Origin of the sequence: Haloarcula hispanica ATCC 33960 (assembly GCF_000223905.1) — an archaeon.
Taxonomy (GTDB): domain Archaea; phylum Halobacteriota; class Halobacteria; order Halobacteriales; family Haloarculaceae; genus Haloarcula; species Haloarcula hispanica.
The window spans coordinates 275,965-291,979 of the sequence record NC_015943.1 but is presented as its reverse complement, the minus strand read 5'-3'; the positions used below and the strand labels follow the sequence as shown (position 1 = coordinate 291,979).

12 protein-coding genes are annotated in these 16,015 nt (G+C 54.5%); 6 read left to right on the top strand and 6 right to left on the bottom strand.

Going from position 1 to position 16,015, the window contains the following annotated elements; all coding sequences use genetic code 11:
* Positions 1-95 precede the first annotated feature (95 nt).
* Positions 96-1,052, top strand: coding sequence for a DUF7139 domain-containing protein (locus HAH_RS16525; protein WP_191449320.1), 957 nt, complete (start codon positions 96-98; stop codon positions 1,050-1,052).
* Between the two features lie 164 nt (positions 1,053-1,216).
* Positions 1,217-2,245, top strand: a complete 1,029-nt coding sequence (locus tag HAH_RS16520) for a disk-shape morphogenesis protein volactin (protein WP_014030841.1) — start codon at positions 1,217-1,219, stop codon at positions 2,243-2,245.
* 89 nt (positions 2,246-2,334) lie between these two features.
* Here HAH_RS16520 and HAH_RS16515 read toward each other — a convergent pair whose 3' ends face one another.
* Positions 2,335-2,808, bottom strand: coding sequence for a hypothetical protein (locus HAH_RS16515; protein ID WP_014030840.1), 474 nt, complete (start codon positions 2,806-2,808; stop codon positions 2,335-2,337).
* An 81-nt stretch (positions 2,809-2,889) separates the two neighbouring features.
* On the opposite strand from HAH_RS16515, the gene HAH_RS16510 reads away from it, so the two are divergent.
* A complete protein-coding gene (locus HAH_RS16510; RefSeq protein ID WP_014030839.1) occupies positions 2,890-3,591 on the top strand; it encodes a hypothetical protein in 702 nt (233 codons plus the stop codon).
* A 70-nt stretch (positions 3,592-3,661) separates the two neighbouring features.
* Here the strand turns inward: HAH_RS16510 and HAH_RS20200 are convergent, their stop codons facing one another.
* Positions 3,662-4,477 (bottom strand): DUF7093 family protein, encoded by an 816-nt coding sequence (locus HAH_RS20200; protein ID WP_233425857.1) that lies wholly within the window; start codon positions 4,475-4,477, stop codon positions 3,662-3,664.
* 487 nt (positions 4,478-4,964) lie between these two features.
* Here HAH_RS20200 and HAH_RS16500 point away from each other — a divergent pair, with 487 nt between their 5' ends.
* On the top strand, positions 4,965-5,813 hold the full coding sequence (locus HAH_RS16500) for a hypothetical protein (protein ID WP_014030837.1): 849 nt from the start codon (positions 4,965-4,967) through the stop codon (positions 5,811-5,813).
* A gap of 1,074 nt (positions 5,814-6,887) precedes the next feature.
* Positions 6,888-7,793: an NAD(P)/FAD-dependent oxidoreductase gene (locus HAH_RS16495; RefSeq protein ID WP_014030836.1), complete on the top strand. Its 906-nt coding sequence runs from the start codon at positions 6,888-6,890 to the stop codon at positions 7,791-7,793.
* Between the two features lie 84 nt (positions 7,794-7,877).
* Here the strand turns inward: HAH_RS16495 and HAH_RS16490 are convergent, their stop codons facing one another.
* From HAH_RS16490 to glnA2, 4 genes are all read right to left on the bottom strand, one after another.
* Positions 7,878-9,080 carry an ABC transporter substrate-binding protein gene (locus HAH_RS16490; protein ID WP_014030835.1) on the bottom strand — a complete coding sequence of 401 codons (1,203 nt, stop codon included), beginning with the start codon at positions 9,078-9,080 and terminating at the stop codon, positions 7,878-7,880.
* A gap of 38 nt (positions 9,081-9,118) precedes the next feature.
* Positions 9,119-10,942: an IucA/IucC family protein gene (locus HAH_RS16485; RefSeq protein ID WP_014030834.1), complete on the bottom strand. Its 1,824-nt coding sequence runs from the start codon at positions 10,940-10,942 to the stop codon at positions 9,119-9,121.
* Positions 10,943-10,944: 2 nt separating this feature from the next.
* Positions 10,945-12,336 carry a diaminobutyrate--2-oxoglutarate transaminase family protein gene (locus HAH_RS16480; protein ID WP_014030833.1) on the bottom strand — a complete coding sequence of 464 codons (1,392 nt, stop codon included), beginning with the start codon at positions 12,334-12,336 and terminating at the stop codon, positions 10,945-10,947.
* Positions 12,337-12,473: 137 nt separating this feature from the next.
* A complete protein-coding gene (glnA2, locus tag HAH_RS16475) occupies positions 12,474-13,823 on the bottom strand; it encodes a gamma-glutamylputrescine synthetase (RefSeq protein WP_014030832.1) in 1,350 nt (449 codons plus the stop codon).
* 296 nt (positions 13,824-14,119) lie between these two features.
* Here glnA2 and HAH_RS16470 point away from each other — a divergent pair, with 296 nt between their 5' ends.
* Positions 14,120-15,973 carry an IucA/IucC family protein gene (locus tag HAH_RS16470; protein WP_014030831.1) on the top strand — a complete coding sequence of 618 codons (1,854 nt, stop codon included), beginning with the start codon at positions 14,120-14,122 and terminating at the stop codon, positions 15,971-15,973.
* Positions 15,974-16,015: the final 42 nt, after the last annotated feature.

Below are 16,015 nucleotides of genomic sequence, written 5' to 3'. Positions count from 1 at the left end.
AGCGTGTCGCCGCTCCCACTCGCCCCCCGCAGGTAGGATCGAACGAAATAGGGTAAGCCATCTTTAACACCCATCGGGACCAAATAACAAACGGAATGAGCTCTGCATCTACATCGGACAGGTCCCCAGAGTCTGCCGACTCAGTGTCGGGCTATCGCGACACGCTTGCGTCGATTTATTACGAATATGTCGGCGAACCAGCTAAAGAGCGAGATATTTACGTTGGGTTCGGACTCTTTTTTGCCGGAGTTACGCTTGCCATCGTCGGATTCTGCCTCTTTCTGTACAGTAACGTTCTGGAGCCCGGGAGCGCACCGTACTGGCAGATTCGTGAGGTTGCGCTCGTCGTTGGGTTCGTCGGACTGCCCTCCGTGCTGTTGAGCGTCGTCGTACTCCTCCCAGTCGGTTTCAAGACCCGGGTCGTCAGTGCCGCCGGCACGTTGTTCTGTCTCGCCGCAACGATAATTCTGGTTAATGTCTTTCCGTATGGGTGGACGAACAGTGGCGGAGTCAACGGCAGCGTCTGGACGATCAGCGTTTACGCCACTGGCTTAGTCATGCTTGCGGCCTCAACAGGAGCGGCGCTGGTTGCACACTACCTCGAGAAAGCGGCAACCCCAAGCGACTCAACTGAACCAGTCGAGTCGGCCGAGAGCGAGTCTGAATCTGTCAGCAAAGCAGATGTGGACGACGATATCGAACAGGCACTAGACGGAGCGGAACTATCGTGGGGTGGTGTCGAACAGCAGCCCAAAACTAAGCGGCTAAATCTGGATATGCCAGAAACGGACTCTGACCTCGATCGGACGGCTATCGAGAATTCCGAGGCGACCACGACACGAGCCGACAGCAATGACGTTGATGACGCAGTAGATGGGCTCAGACAGCTACAGGGTGGCCAATCAAAGACAGAACGAAGCACCGGTACCGAAGAACAGGTCGACGCTCTCACGCAGTTTCGAAATGAGCAGGCCGAAGATGACGATGTGGAAACCGGTGTCAAAGAGCAACGAAGCATTGTTACCCGTCTTCGGTCGTTGTTATTTGAATAGACTGTCTGCTCACCACAGACACTCCGCTGTTGTTCTCTCGTTGCGTGGGGTAACCCGGAGTAATATGTTCCTACGAACCAGTCCGTCTGTTTTCATAAATAAAATGTAACCTATTGCAACAAAACAGGATAGTTTTTTCAACTTGGTGGGAGGAATACAACTGTATGCCCCAAGGTCTCGATGTCGGTACGATGAACCTCCTGTCTGCACGCCAAGATGGTAACGAAACAGTATTTGTGCAGCAGCGGAACTCCTTCGTCGAAATTGACTACAGCGACATGGCCGAACAGATGCTGTCGAGAAGTGATGTTCTCCACATCCGCAAGGATGATCGCGTCTACATCGTTGGCGATGACGCCCTGAATTTCGCGAACATCTTCAGTGAGGAGACACGCCGCCCGATGCAAGCCGGGATTCTCTCGAGCGACGAGCAATCAGCTATTCCGATGATTAAGCTCATCACGGAACAGGTGGTTGGACAGCCGGAGTTCCCGAATGAACGCCTGTTTTTCTCGGTTCCCGCGGACCCAATCGATGCCGATGTCTCGACGCTATATCATCAAAAGACGATTGAGTCCCTACTCACTGATATGGGCTACAGCCCGGAACCGATCAATGAAGGGATGGCCGTCATCTACTCCGAGCTTGCCAACCGTGAGTTCACTGGCCTCGGTATCAGCTTCGGCGCCGGGATGACCAACGTCTGTCTGTCGTACTATGCAGTCCCCGTAATGAAGTTCTCCATCGCACGCGGTGGCGACTGGATCGACGAGCAGGCTGCACAGGCGACTGGCACGCCCGTCGATAAGGTCACCTCGGTTAAAGAAGAGGACTTCGCACTCAACTTCGAGACGGACGTCGGCGGTATTGAAGGTGCACTGAGTATCTATTACGATAATCTCCTCGACTATGTCATCGAGAACATCATCAGTGAAGTCGATGAGGAAGATGTCGAGGAGGGACTGGATGTCCCGGTCGTCGTGACTGGTGGGACATCCAGTCCTGACGGCTTCGAAGAGTTGTTCGCCGAACGGATCAACGAATCCGAGATACCGTTCTCAATCAGCGACGTCCGCCAAGCCGAGAATCCGCTGTATAGTGTCGCACAGGGCGCACTCGTCGCAGCGCGGTCGGAAGAAGAGCGCGAGGGGCAAAACGAGCAGGCCGAAGAATCTGACACCACCGCCGAGTAACGGTTGGTCTCGAATAGAAGCACTGCTCGCCGGCGTCAGCCGGAACATTCTACTGGTCCCCGTCCAGACAATACAACTGACGTCGGACGCTACTCAGTTTCGTCCCCGTTTTTGTCGGCTTCAGTTTCCGTGTCTTGGCTATTCTCGTCGTTCTCATTAGATTTGGCTGTAACCTTCCCGCTCTGTTCAATTTCGTTCTCGTCGATAACACGGTTCAATTCGTCAACAGCGTCCTGTCGGAACCTGTTAGCAGCAGACCCAAGAGAGACTCCCACCGCGACACCAGCCTGTTCAAGCGAGAACTCTGGTCGGTCTGTGGGCTCGTCCCTTTCGGGAATCGGGACGCTGGGTGTACGGCCGGTGTTTTCGGGTTTACCGGGGTTAGAATCAGGATGCTCGTTGAACCGAGCGAGAGCGAACTCCCAGGACTCTGGGGGGGAGGCCTCGTTGTGATGCGACGCAGAGATGTCTGCGAAGCCGCACGATTCACAGACGATAGCTGTCTGGTCAGCGGTCGCAAGCGTATACGTGCTGAGATCGGATTCGCAGCGGGGACACCGCATACTAGACCATGCGTGCCTCTGCTATACAATGGTTCCGTCAGGTATCGCCGTCCAGGGAACGAGTTATGAGATGGGCGACCGATGTTGGAGGTGATGCCGGAGATCGAGATTACGGACACACAACAGGATGACTTGACGACGATTCGGGAGGATCTCGAAGACGCGTTCATCGAGACGTACGGGCACATTCGTACGCAAGATGTCGTTGACTACCTCCTCGATACATACACACCGCCGGACCAGCTGGAAGACGAGCAAGGCCTGAGCCGTACCGACTACGAGCGACTCGCCTCGGCTGAGTATCCGGAACTTCAACACATCGCCTCCGAGGTGCCGGACGTTCCCGGTAGCGGTATTGAGGCCGATGAGATGCGAGGAAAACTGCTCGCAGCACTTGGAACGAGTGAACTTGCGGATCGCCTCGCGGATATCGAACCTGAAAAAAGAGCGAACGAGGGGGGTGAGGAGGCGGCCGCCGGCCCACCTAGGCCAGGGGACACGCCAGACGACGGACGTGACGTCGCACAGAACGGTACGCCGACACAGACCACACCGTCAGCCGATACCATCGAAAGCGCCGACGCGGCCGAGTCGAACGCGGCAGCTGACGACACTCCGAGTGATACTCTTTCCGCTGCCAACCGTTTGCTAACCGAACATGACGAGAAGTGGACCCGGTCAGACGAGACCGACGAACCATACGAAGTCACACTTCCCGACGGTTCAACGGTGAGCGCCCGGACGAAAGACGACGTCCGAAAACTGCTGTTTCAAAACTACTGAGTACACTCTCCTCGCGAAAACACTGTCTGACGTCGACTATCTCTCCACGAGGGTACGTCCCATCGAGCGCCTACGACTCACCATCCGATACGTCCTCGAGGTAGCCGACCCGACACTGTGGGCAAACGTCACCGGGAAAGAACGACGATTCACTCGCGGGGAGTTCGAACTCACACCTCGGACACTGATACGTCGGAACCGAGTCGCTTGTGGTATTCTTTGAGCGGTCCGCCGTATACGACTGCTCGTCTCGACCGTTTCCTATACCCGGCTCTTTGGGGGTTTCAGACGACGGTTCTGCCGTGTCTGTAGCAGCATCATCAATGAGGACTGCATCGTCGTTACTTGACGGCGTGTCGCTGTCGTCATCTGGTTCCTGTGTCTCCGACAGTATCACGGCGTCATCAGTCGTTTCCAGAAGCGCCGATTCGGTCACCGCCGGTGACTCGTCACTCGCCTCCACATCTGGAGATGTTTCTGCCACATTGTCTGACACGGCCATCGTTGATGCGGGTGGCTCGGTCGGTTCCGTTTCGTCCGCTGCCTGCACCGGATCTCTCGCTTCGGTCTCGACCTCCGCGTTCTCTCTCACCCCCGCTGGCCCCTTGTTTTCGGTTCTGTGTTCGACTTCTTCCGACCGCTCGCCATTCGCTTTCGATTCCTCTGTGGTGGATATCAGGCCTTGGTTCTCAGAGATATTTCGGATATGCTCACAGCGCTCGCAAGACTTGTATTCCCGAACAGTTAGAACAGTGCCCCGCTTACCTTCGTCGTACGACTCCTCTATCGTCGACTCCCCGAAGTCGTGTCCAAATACCTCACAACGCAGTCCCATGCATGGCCATTTACGTCGTACGATTAAGAATGTATTCACCAGCAATGACATCTTTGTCGCGTTAGCCGCGGGCGGGAACGTGTCTGTGACCAGCCTCGCCCGTCGCTAAAGTAGTTGTCAAACCCGTTTACTTGCGCTCAACCCCATATTGATTCTGGAACCACTATGAGGAGAGCAAGGAAGACAACGAGGATACCGAGACCAAGTATTCGCAGTACCCCTGCCGAACGTTGTCGGCTCGGAGGAAGAGATTCGGCTAATCCAGAGAACGCAAACGCGATACCCAAAAAGAGCATGTTGTGAGGGCCGTTGAGTACAATACCGAAATACGCCCACCCAAGGATGCAAATGAACGAGAAGAGTGAGAATAAGAGGCCCTTCCGTCGTCCGTCTGGTTCACGAAACAGCATCCGTTGAACTGCCTCCATACGTCCTACCAGAAGTTTGACCCGCTAAAGAGTTCCCCTGTGTTGACTGTAACTGAATTAGCATAGATCACTGCCGAGGATTTTAATAACCCCGGGAGTACGCGACAACAATGGGGTTTACAGAGAAGTTCGATGCTGCAGAACCGACACATAGGCTCGTCTCTCGGAGTCTATCCGGTGTTAAGGACTGGGACGAACTCGGCGGTGTGACAGTCGAGAACCGGGCGATTCGCGTTCTGATGGACTACGGAACCGTTGTCCACCTAGAGCTTGAGCCAAAACACGGTCAATTTGAGACGGTACAACGGGAGCTAGTGCGGGTTCCCGACTCGAAATGTATGTTTGTCCGTTCGGATCACGAATTTCGAGCGTCGCTTCCTGAGGACCGGGTGGTGATTGAGTCAGTACTCGAAATCCCGGACGGTGATACTGACGCGTGGACGGACCGTCTGTTCTACTTCGACGAATTTGCAGTCTTGACCGACCAGTCGTGGCTGTATCGCTCAGTACCGCATGAGACCCATATCCGAGAAATCAACGCGGGTGGACACGAGGGAGTAATTGAGGAATTGAACGAGACACTCGATCCGGTACGAGGGTCGGCTGTTGTCCCGTTTGGCGGGCTTGTCTCTTGGACAACTGACGATACCACGTATGATTTGAAATGGGACTCGCTGTATTGCTCCAATAAAGAGAAGAGCGCATCATATGATTTGGAACGACTGAAGCAGGTGACTGTGCTGTTTTCTGAGGATAGCCTACGTCTCGATTGGAAGCCGGTATCCCAGGAGTCGTTACTTCGTCGAACGGTTTGGCGAGTCCTGAATCCGGAGAGTGCCACTCCACCAGCACACGTCGAGATTCCTGCCGGTGAAGACGGAGAGAAGATACTGGAGGCGTTCCGTCAGCTACGTGAGAAACTTGGATATGAATATAGCGTTGAGACTGCTTCGGATTAGCACTCCTGATCAGTTAGCATCAATAATTGGTTCGTCTGTACTGACCAGTTCATGCCACGAGTAGTTGTCCCAGAGTGGTGCCCTCCGACGGTCGGATTTTGTGGCCCTCTGCTGGCCGAGCGAGTATGGTTCCGCCACAGATCGGTGTCGGCGTGATTGTTGCAACGCTTGAGCAAATCCGTCAACGCGGACACAGCGCTCACACGAACTCCCGAGACTGAGCCAACCTTTCCCGTACGACAAAAATATGACGACTTTGATTCTTTCTGAATGCTTGAAAGTGACATTGCGAAAGTATATATGAGGGATTAATAGTTCCTCCTGTAATCAGTAGAACCACCGATCAGTAGTTCTACCTGTAGGCCGTCCTCAGAACGGCTATCCCATTCTGATGGGCTGGACAAAAGCGCACGCTCATAAACGCTACGAGTCCGAAAAGAAGCAATATTCTCCATAGCGGTTGTCTTTGACCATGACAACAAATCACACAGAAATCCTTCTCCAAGGACTAGAGCAAAACACATGGCGAGCCTCTGTGTTTCTCGTATGTAATACGAAACATCCCTGAGCTTTACTTCAACAAGTTTGGACCATCCCTGATAGCACACTATGGAAATCGGACTACTGTCAAATATATAAGCTAAAACACAGGACAAAGAAACTCTCCGTTTTCATATGTTTGTGACACGACGAACCGACCACCGCTGGAAATTGGCTTTAGAATATCTTGCTGACACATCCCTCTAAACTAAACACTACCAGTTGACCGTCCACAGCAAGCTTACAGTGCTTGCCGTTGAACTCAGTACTTCAGATATAGTAACAATTGAAACGATGTACACACTGATCGCACTGCCGTCGTGCGATCAGGTGCGCATTGATTTTCAATGGCTACTGTCGGACCGTGTCGGGTGACGCTACCGCGGCACCCTTCTACAGCGACAGCTCGACGTGGCCCACAACTCCCAATACTAAGTTGAACCCCTCACAGAAGTACTGGCTCCGGAAAACCCTCTTGACAGATAATAAATAGCAAATCGAAGAATTTTACTTTTAGGCCAGCCTAATCCACTCATGTCGAAGAAGTCTCGAAAGGTCGTGGCTGGAGAATACGACGTTGTTATTGTTGGCGGAGGAGTCGGAGGGATTACAGTTGGTGTTTTTACGAGTCGATACGGACTCTCCACACTAATCCTAGATCGTGGTCGGTCATCACTGGGCCGGATCGCACATCTGGAGAACTTTCCTGGCTTCCCTGGCGGAATCGATACGCCAACATTCCAGAAACTTTTGCACGCACAAGCCGAGCGAGTCGGTTGTGAAATCACGCGTGAGAAGGCTGTAGAAGCAACCCAGACAGAAGACGGCTTTCGTATTGAGACTGAAACGGGTGACGAGTATGCAACTGAATCGCTCGTCGCGGCAGCAAAGTACGGGCGAGAGTGGCTCGAAACACTTGACGAGGGAGAATTTCTGGGGGACGACGGGGGAGTCGATATCAATTGGGAAGAGCACAAACGCTACGGTCGAACATCGGTAGATGGACTCTATTTTGCTGGTCGACTTGGGACGGCTGAGGACCAAGCTGTGGTCGCCGCAGGACAAGCGGGCGAGACTGCGCTCGGACTGATCCATGACGTGCGGCGTGATGAGGGCTTGCCCGAGGATCTCGCAACTCACTACACTGACTGGGTGTTCGTTGAAGGGTCTGTCATCGACGGTGATTGGGAAGCACACGTCCGGAAGGAGTTCCCGGAACGGGTTGGAGACGCCGACCTCTCCGAGGCACGTTTCGATGAGCTACAGTCACAGTACGTCGAGCGGAAGGTGGAGCAAGCGATCTCACCATCCGAACAGCGCAAACGACGTCGGGATGGTCACCGCCATCTCGTAGAGCACATCGACGACGATGCGGTACTTGAACGGGCCGAGGAGATCAAAACGGAACGGTCGTCTGGACTGGACGACGAGCGACAGTAGTTTGAGACCGGACTCTATAGTAGCCATTGAAAATCAACGCACACCTGATCGCACGACGGCAGTGCGATCAGTGTGTGAACCGTTTCAATTGTTACTATAGAAATCCCCGTTGACGATGTCCGCGACGCGCTGCCGGTCAAACAGTTCCGTGTCGTCCGTCACGTCCCCGAATACGTCGGGGTAAATCTGTTTTGCGGCCTGTTCGGTCAAAAACAGGTTGTGGATCGGTCCCTGATGGAGGTATCCGCCACGATAGACGCGACCGTTCTTGACGGCCGTCAGTTGGCTACCGACCGGATGATCTTCCATATATGCGAGGATGGTATTTCGGAACTCCTCGACCGACATCTCGGCGAAATTCCGGAACAGAATCACGTCCGGGTCCAAATCGAGTAGCCCTTCGTAGTCGAGGTCCATGTTCCCCGTAGTGCTCTGATTCTCGATGTCCGTCCCGCCAAGTGCGTCGCTCACGCCGAGGTCACGCCACTGCTTCTTACTCGTTCCCTGGTCGTTGAGCCGGTACGGTGTGAACTCATCTGGTTCCTGCGTGACACCGTACGTAAGGAAGACATTCGGTCGCTCATCGGCTGTCGGGAGTTGGCTCTGTATGTCCGCAATGAACTCGTCGTGGAGTTCTTTGAACGCCGCATAGCGCTCTTGTTCTTGGAACACCTGTGCGACCTTTTCGAAGGCCTCGTACAACGTGTAGTACCGGTAGTCGTGCCAGTCGTCCGATCTTCGGAAGATCAAGTTCCCCACGAACGGGGCAACGTTCGTGGTGATTTCCTCGATGTCCGACTCATCCCAGTCGAACCAATTAATGAGCATTTGCGGATCGTATAGGTGGACATCGTTGTCAAGTTCGTAGAATTCTTCCTTTGTCCGGACCTCTGGATAACTCTCGATAGGTTCGGTATCGATCTCCACACCTGGTATTTCGTTGTACAGATGTGTGTAGTATCGGTCAGCACCTCCGATACCGGTCATGCCATCGGCTTGGCCCAGTGCGACCCCCATATCAGCGTAGCTACCGTCGTAGGCAATCCATTGATCAGGAGTTGAGTCGAACTCTACCTCACCTATCGGTTCCATCGTTACCGAATAGTTAGTAGATTCAGTAGCGGTCTCAGTTGATTTCTCCGTTGTATTATTGGCCGGAGTGGATTGAGAGTCAGATCCAAATACACCGGCACAGCCCGCCAGCAATCCGCTGCCTGTAGCAACTCCGCCGTACTTGAGGACATCTCGCCGCGTTGGTGTTTCCTGGGAACCGTTATTGCCGTCCATACTTTTAGGCCAGCCTAATCTCACTTAACGTTGGCGTTTTAGGACGGCCTAAAAGACGTTGTGAGTGGATTCGCTATTTCGACGTAGACCGACTCGTCATCTAAAGTCGAATCCAGTTCGTCATATCCCTCGAACCTCGTAAACAGGTTCCCCTTGCATGGTATTTGATCGCTGTCGAGTAGTACTGAGAGAAGGTCGGAGGTTGCGGGCTCGATCTCCACAAGAGACGCTATCTCTTCGCGGAGAACCTTTAATAGCGTAGTTTCATCAGCAGCCCGGCCGACACCCAGTGCGTTAATCACACCGAATGCATTGTTGATGAATAGATAGTATCTCAGGCAACGGTCAATAATTTCGTCGGAGCAAACGGTTTCTACCCGATTTTCCAGGCCGGGAATCCAGCTATCGACCAGATCGTACCGTGATCTGGGGAAGCAGTATCCACCGTTGTCTCGATAGAACCCTTCCTTTGGCCAGCCGTCCTCATCCAGTCGAACTACAGTGTTTTGCTGATGAGCTTCCAGTCCGACACCAAGCTTGAAGTACGACCACACAACAGGGTGAATTACGGTTCTCAGATACTGACGGAACCACTCACGGGCTACTTTTGACGCCGGACGACCCTCCCGCTGTGCTATTCGCTGGATGATCTGTGAGACCCACGGTGGCTCAGACGGTCGATCCTGACAGAGCGCAACGACGGTAGCAGTATTCTCCGTAGAAATGCCTCTGAATGGGTTTTCTCGAAGAATCATCTCGAACCCCGATTCGCTTCCGGAGCCGACATCGATTGTTGCAGCAGCAGCGTCTGCCAATATCGAGAACTGCGGATGAGCATCACTGAGCCGATCGGCGTACTCTGTAGTGAGAAGCTCGGCAGCGGCGACTGCTAACCGAAGTTTCGACCGCGGTATTGTTCTCTCGGCGTTCGTTATCTCTATGGCTACCGAGGATTTGACCATATAGGGAGTTTCGGGGCTCCATAGCGTCCGAACAGAAGAGGTAGGATAGAATGTGGGACCGAATTCGCCAAGATCGATCAGGTGTCCCGTGTCTATTGCATCCGCCATGTATTGTCGTGAGCGTAGGGCGTCAGCCTGCCACGGATGGACGGGAATAAGTAACTTTCCATCGTTGAGAGCAGACTCTGCTCGCTGCGGGATCATACTGTTCGCTTCGCGGAGTCCTGACGAGATCCACTGGGTTGCACTCTCGTCGTGTGCCGACCATTGTGAAACGATCTCGGCATCAGCGGCAAAGTAGTCGAGCTGAAACGAACCACGGAGTTCTGGTGCATACTCGGCAACCTCGTGCTCCGCGATTCCCTCACGGCTCTTTGGAGTCGGATGGAGGAGGTGACCGTAACAGAGCGACTGTTCTGCTCGAATGAAAGTGGGGAGTTTCTCCAAGTGAGCAGCGTTGTCACTGCGTTCACGAATGAATCGCTCTATTTCGCGCTGTGAGACAAGGATACGTCGCAGTAAATCGGTCGCCTCGGTTGTATCTGCTCCCGTTGACAACATAATCTCGCGGCGGATAAACGCAGCCAGCGTTCCAGCGTCTACTGTAGAAGTCTGGCCCTTTTGACGGACGTGTATCGGAAGGTCAAATATGTGTCGACCGGTTTCAGAGTCGTATCGAAGCGCTGCATACACCGCAACCTCCTGTTGTGTGAATGGTACGTAAAGGATGGATTCAGTACTGTGAACCGACACGGGAGCCTCCGCACCGGAAATGATCCGTCCATTACCGGTCTCCCGGTGATAACAGTTCAGTAGTGCATGCAGGGTAGCTGATTCAGCGTGCTCTGCTGGCGTTTTGCAGTTTGCTCCGAGCCCCTGTGACCTCTTCCTGTCGCTCATAATTATATCCCGGCTGTTTCGTCTATCGCCGCTTCGACGGCTTCGGTGAAACGAACGGCAATCTCGTTCACTTGGTTCTGGTCGATAGTGAGTGGCGGCAGGAACCGTGCGACAGCTGAGTCACGGCCACCGGTTTCGATGACGAGTCCGCGATCAAAACACTCCGCCTTCACCGTCGACGCAAGTTCGCTGTTTGGCGGGGGAACCTCTCCATCGTCAGTGTCCACCGTCTGGTCGACAAACTCTACACCGAGCATCAACCCACAGCCACGTACGTCACCGATCGCATCGAAGCGGGCGTTTAGCGAGTCGAGTTCCTCTCGAAGCTGCTCGCCCATCTTCGCTGCGTGCTCGTCAAGGTCGTTTTCTAATACGTGCCGTATTGTTACTCGGCCGGCGGCCATTGCAAGCTGGTGCCCGCGGAACGTTCCGGCATGAGCGCCAGGTTCCCACACGTCGAAATTCTCATCGTAGACAACAAGCGCCAGTGGGAGACCGCCGCCGACCGCTTTCGAGCAGGTAACGATGTCCGGAGTGATTCCTGCGTGTTCGAACGCCCATGTCTCACCAGTGCGGCCCAGACCGGTCTGGATCTCGTCAACGATCAGCGGAACGTCGTTTTCACGCGTCATTCGGCGGAGCTTCCGCAACCACTTGTCGGGTGCCGGATTGACGCCGCCCTCTCCCTGAACGGGTTCGACGATCGCCGCCGCAGGGTCGGTGACGCCGCTCTCGGAGTCAGCGATCACTCGCTCTACAAATCGGCTGATAGATTCGTGTTCACCTGCCTTCAGCCCGAACGGATGACGGTATGGGTCCGGGTATGGTAGGTGGTGGACGCCTGGCATAAGCCCCGGAACTGCCTCTTTCGCATCGGTGTCTCCCATAAGGCTGAGAGAACCATTGGTCATCCCGTGATACCCGCCCTGAAAGCCGAGGACGCTTCGGTTGCCGGTCGCAGTTTTCGCCAATTTCAGTGCGGCCTCGACGGCGTCAGTTCCTGCCGGGGAGCAGAACTGTACTTTTGCCGTGTCCGAGAACTCGTCCGGGAAGCTCTCGAATAGCGCGTCCACGAACGCTTCCTTCTCAGGGGTCGTGATATCTAATGTGTGGAGGGGCCGGTCCTCGGCTAGCACTCGCTCCACCTCCGAAACCACGTCTGGATGGTTGTGTCCGAGGGCTAGCGTCCCGGCTCCAGCCAAGCAATCGATGTACTCGTTTCCGTCGGCGTCGACAAGTATCGCACCTTTGGCTCGTGCGACTGCGAAGGGAAGTGTTCGTGGATACGTCCGCGCGCTGGACTCTCTATTCTCTTGGCTCTGCCGTAGTTGGGTATTAGATTGCTCGTATCTTCGGTGCGGGATTCTCCCTGAACGGCTGGATTCTCGATACATGCGTTTTTTAGGCTAGCCTAAAAACACAAAAGCCTGTCGGGTGATTGAAAAATGGCGGTGAAATCTGACAGCCGGAATTTTATTCTACATCGTTACAGTGAATGAGGTGGCAAGGGTCTGTGTTAAGCGGTAAGAGCCTAATACACGCTTCGTAGGTGCTCCATCTCCCACGATTGTGCGCTGTCGTACGCGAACTGGCGCCAGTGACTGCGTTTTACCTGTACATATGTTTCGAACAACGCGTCACCGAGCACGTCCCGCAACACGTCGTCGGACTCAAGTTCGTCAAGCGCCTGGCCAAGCGTCCGGGGCAATCGCTCGACACACTTTTTAGACCGCTCCTCCGCAGTGAGATTCCCTGGATCAACGGAGAGTGGTTCGGGAACCTCCAGACCCCGATCAACACCGTCGTATCCAGCCCCGAGAAGTCCCAGCAAGCAGAGATAGGGGTTCACCGCATTGTCCGCACCACGGAATTCCAGTCGTAACGAGTTCCCACTCTGATCGCCCGCCTTAAGCGCCGGGACGCGAACCAAAGCCTCTCGGTTCTCCTGTCCCCAGCAGACGTACCCTGCTGCACCGTTCTGCGGTCGTAGTCGGGCGTACGAGTTGGCAGTGGGGGCTGCAAGGGCTGTAAGTGCTGGTGCGTGCTCTAGCACACCGGCAATGAATTGCTTGCCTATCCGGCTCAGGCTCCCATCCCCAGAGTCGTAGAACTGGTTCGTCTCCCCGTCCCAGAGTGAAACATGAAGGTGGCAGCCATTCGTCGCGTTATCAAACGGCCTAGGTAAGAACGTGGCCCGGTATCCATCAGATCGGGCGACGCTGTCGACCGTCTCACGAACGAGGACGTGCTCATCGGCCGCACGGAGTCCAAACTGGTGACCTGTCACGATTTCGTGCTTTCCGGGGGCGTACTCTGGATGGTACTTTTCCACAACGACGTCTTGTTCCTCGAGAGCATCGATAGCTCGGAGGATCGTCCCGTGTGTTTCGCGCGTGCTTTCTGTAAGATATGCGCCGGGCGAACCGATAGTCTGGTCGCCGCCTTCTGGGTTCCGCTCAAACAGATGGAACTCGCTCTCGAAGGAGACTCGTGGCGACAAGCCTTTACTCTCGAGGGTGCGCGAGAACGAACGGAGGGACGAACGAGCGTCAATCGTCCAGGGATTCCCGTCGAGCGTTTGTATGTTGCAAAACATGACTCCTGTTCGCTCCGCGTAGGGAAGGGCTCGAAACGTGTCTGGGTCCGGACGGAGCCGAACTTCCCCGACAGTCGTGAGATGACCGTCCTTGTTTCTCCGCCCGACCGCGTTGTACATTTGAATCAACTGTGAGACGGTCGTTCCGTTTTCGATTGCTTCGTCCAGTTTGGCCGTGTCAACAGTTTGCGCGCGAACTGCGCCGCTCTGTGTGACGAAGAGCAACCGAACAAGGTCGATATCTTCCTCTGCACATCGGGACTGGATAGCTGGTTCTTTTGTCATCAGCACTCCTCGATAGGAGATGTTATTAGGCTAGCCTAAAAAAGTAGGCGCTGTAGTGTGAAATGCACGATGCTATAGTAACAATTGAAACGATTCACACACTGATCGCACTGCCCTCGTGGATCAGGTGTGCATTGATTTTCAATGGCTACTAGCCGTCCATACAACACACCGTTCTTGCAGGACAAGGTTTATATATAATTTAGGCTAGCCTAAAACTAGGCGATTACGATGTTCGTACTCAGTCACTGCAAGAGCGACAGACGGATTGCAAACACAGACGGGGAGTACAGATAATGGAGTACTCAGACACGGTACGCTCCACATTCGGAAGCGACCACTGGAAGCGGGCGAACGAGGCTATGTTACGGAAGATATTTGCGGAGTTCACCCGCGAGGGCCTTTTAGCTCCGACGGAGACACGGACCGTCCCCGCAGAATCCGACGAACCCGTCGAGGAGTGGACTCGATACGTGGTACGGTTGACAGATGGTGTCGAGTACCAGTTCGACGCGCATCAGCGCGCGCTCGGAACCTATCGAGTCCGTTGTGACTCGATCATTCGACGTGACGGTATTGCAGGGACTGAGCCGGAGCCGGCAGACGATCCGATTCAGTTCCTGGTCGACGCCCAGGCGTATTTGGGAACCAGCCAGACAACCCTCGCACGCCTCCTCAGAGAGTACTACAACACACTCGTCGCCGACACACACGTTCGCGCGTCGAAAGATAACCGTGAGCGTGAGTCGATTCTTGACCTCCCCTACGCAATGGTCGAAGGAGAACTGGAAGGACATCCCAAGTACACATATAACAAAGGCAGGGTCGGGTTCGATTACGACGACTACCATAAGTACGCCCCCGAGACGAAACGTAAGCGGACACTCTCCTGGGTCGCGGCACATGAGAATCGGGCCACGTTCACGTCGGTTGCTGGGATCTCACAGAGAGAACTCCTTGAGAACGAGTTGGGGGACCAGTATCAGGCGTTCAGGTCACGGCTTTCGAGTGACGGGCTCGATCCGGACGACTACGTTCTCTTTCCTGTTCACGACTGGCAGTGGACGGACAGCGTTATCCAACTGTTCGCTGGCGACATCGCGGACGACTTGCTCGTCCCTCTCGGTGAAGGTCCCGATACGTACCTTCCCCAGCAGTCCATTCGTACGTTCTCAAATGTCACGGATCCCGAGAAGAAGCATGTGAAGCTCCCCATACGCGTGCTGAACACCAACGTGTACCGTGGGATACTCGGTGAGCAAGCTGAAGCCGCCCCTCGTGTGACCGAGTTCGTACAGTCAATCCTAGACGACGATCCGTATCTTCGAACCAATTGTAACCTCGTCCTTCCCGGAGAAATCGCAGGTGTGAACTACGAACACCCCAAGTTCAGCCAACTCGAGGACGCTCCGTACCAACTTCACGAGCTACTCGGGTGTGTCTGGCGAGAGAGCGTCACGCCTTCAGTAGACTCCAGCGAGTCCCCGATAGCTCTGGCTGCAGTGTACGAGGATGACTTCGATGGGACGCCGGTCGTGGCAAAACTCGTCGATCGATCGGGGATGACACCGGAGACGTGGCTCACCGAGTTTCTGGAGACTCTGCTGAATCCAATTCTACACTGTCTCTATCGCTATGGTCTTGTATTTATGCCGCACGGTACGAATGTCGTCCTGATACTGGAGGACGACGTTCCCACCCGGATTGCGATCACGGACTTCGTTGACGAGGTTGCGGTCATAGACCGGAACTTCCCTGAACTGATCGAGAAGCTCCCCGAAGAACTCCGCGACGATGACCGATACACGCACAGTATCGTGAAGCGGAAACCACCGATTCTCCTCTGTCATCGAATCGTGGGAACGCTGTTCGACGGTGTGTTCCGGTTTGTCTCTGACGCGCTGGAGCGAACCCACGGACTCACTGAAGCAGCGTTCTGGCAGCACGTTCGGAACACCATCGAAAACTACCACAAAAAGTTCCCGAGATACGAGGATCGGTACGAAGCAATCGACCTTTTTAGACCTCGGTTCCGGAACTACTGTCTCAACCGGAATCGGTTGCTGGATCACGGCTACACGAACACCAATACGCGCCCGAAAGTGCGCCATCACGGTACCATTCCCAACCCACTCGCTGAGTTCACATGATACGCATTGACCAGACTTGCGAGAATCAAGAGTTCAATAGCA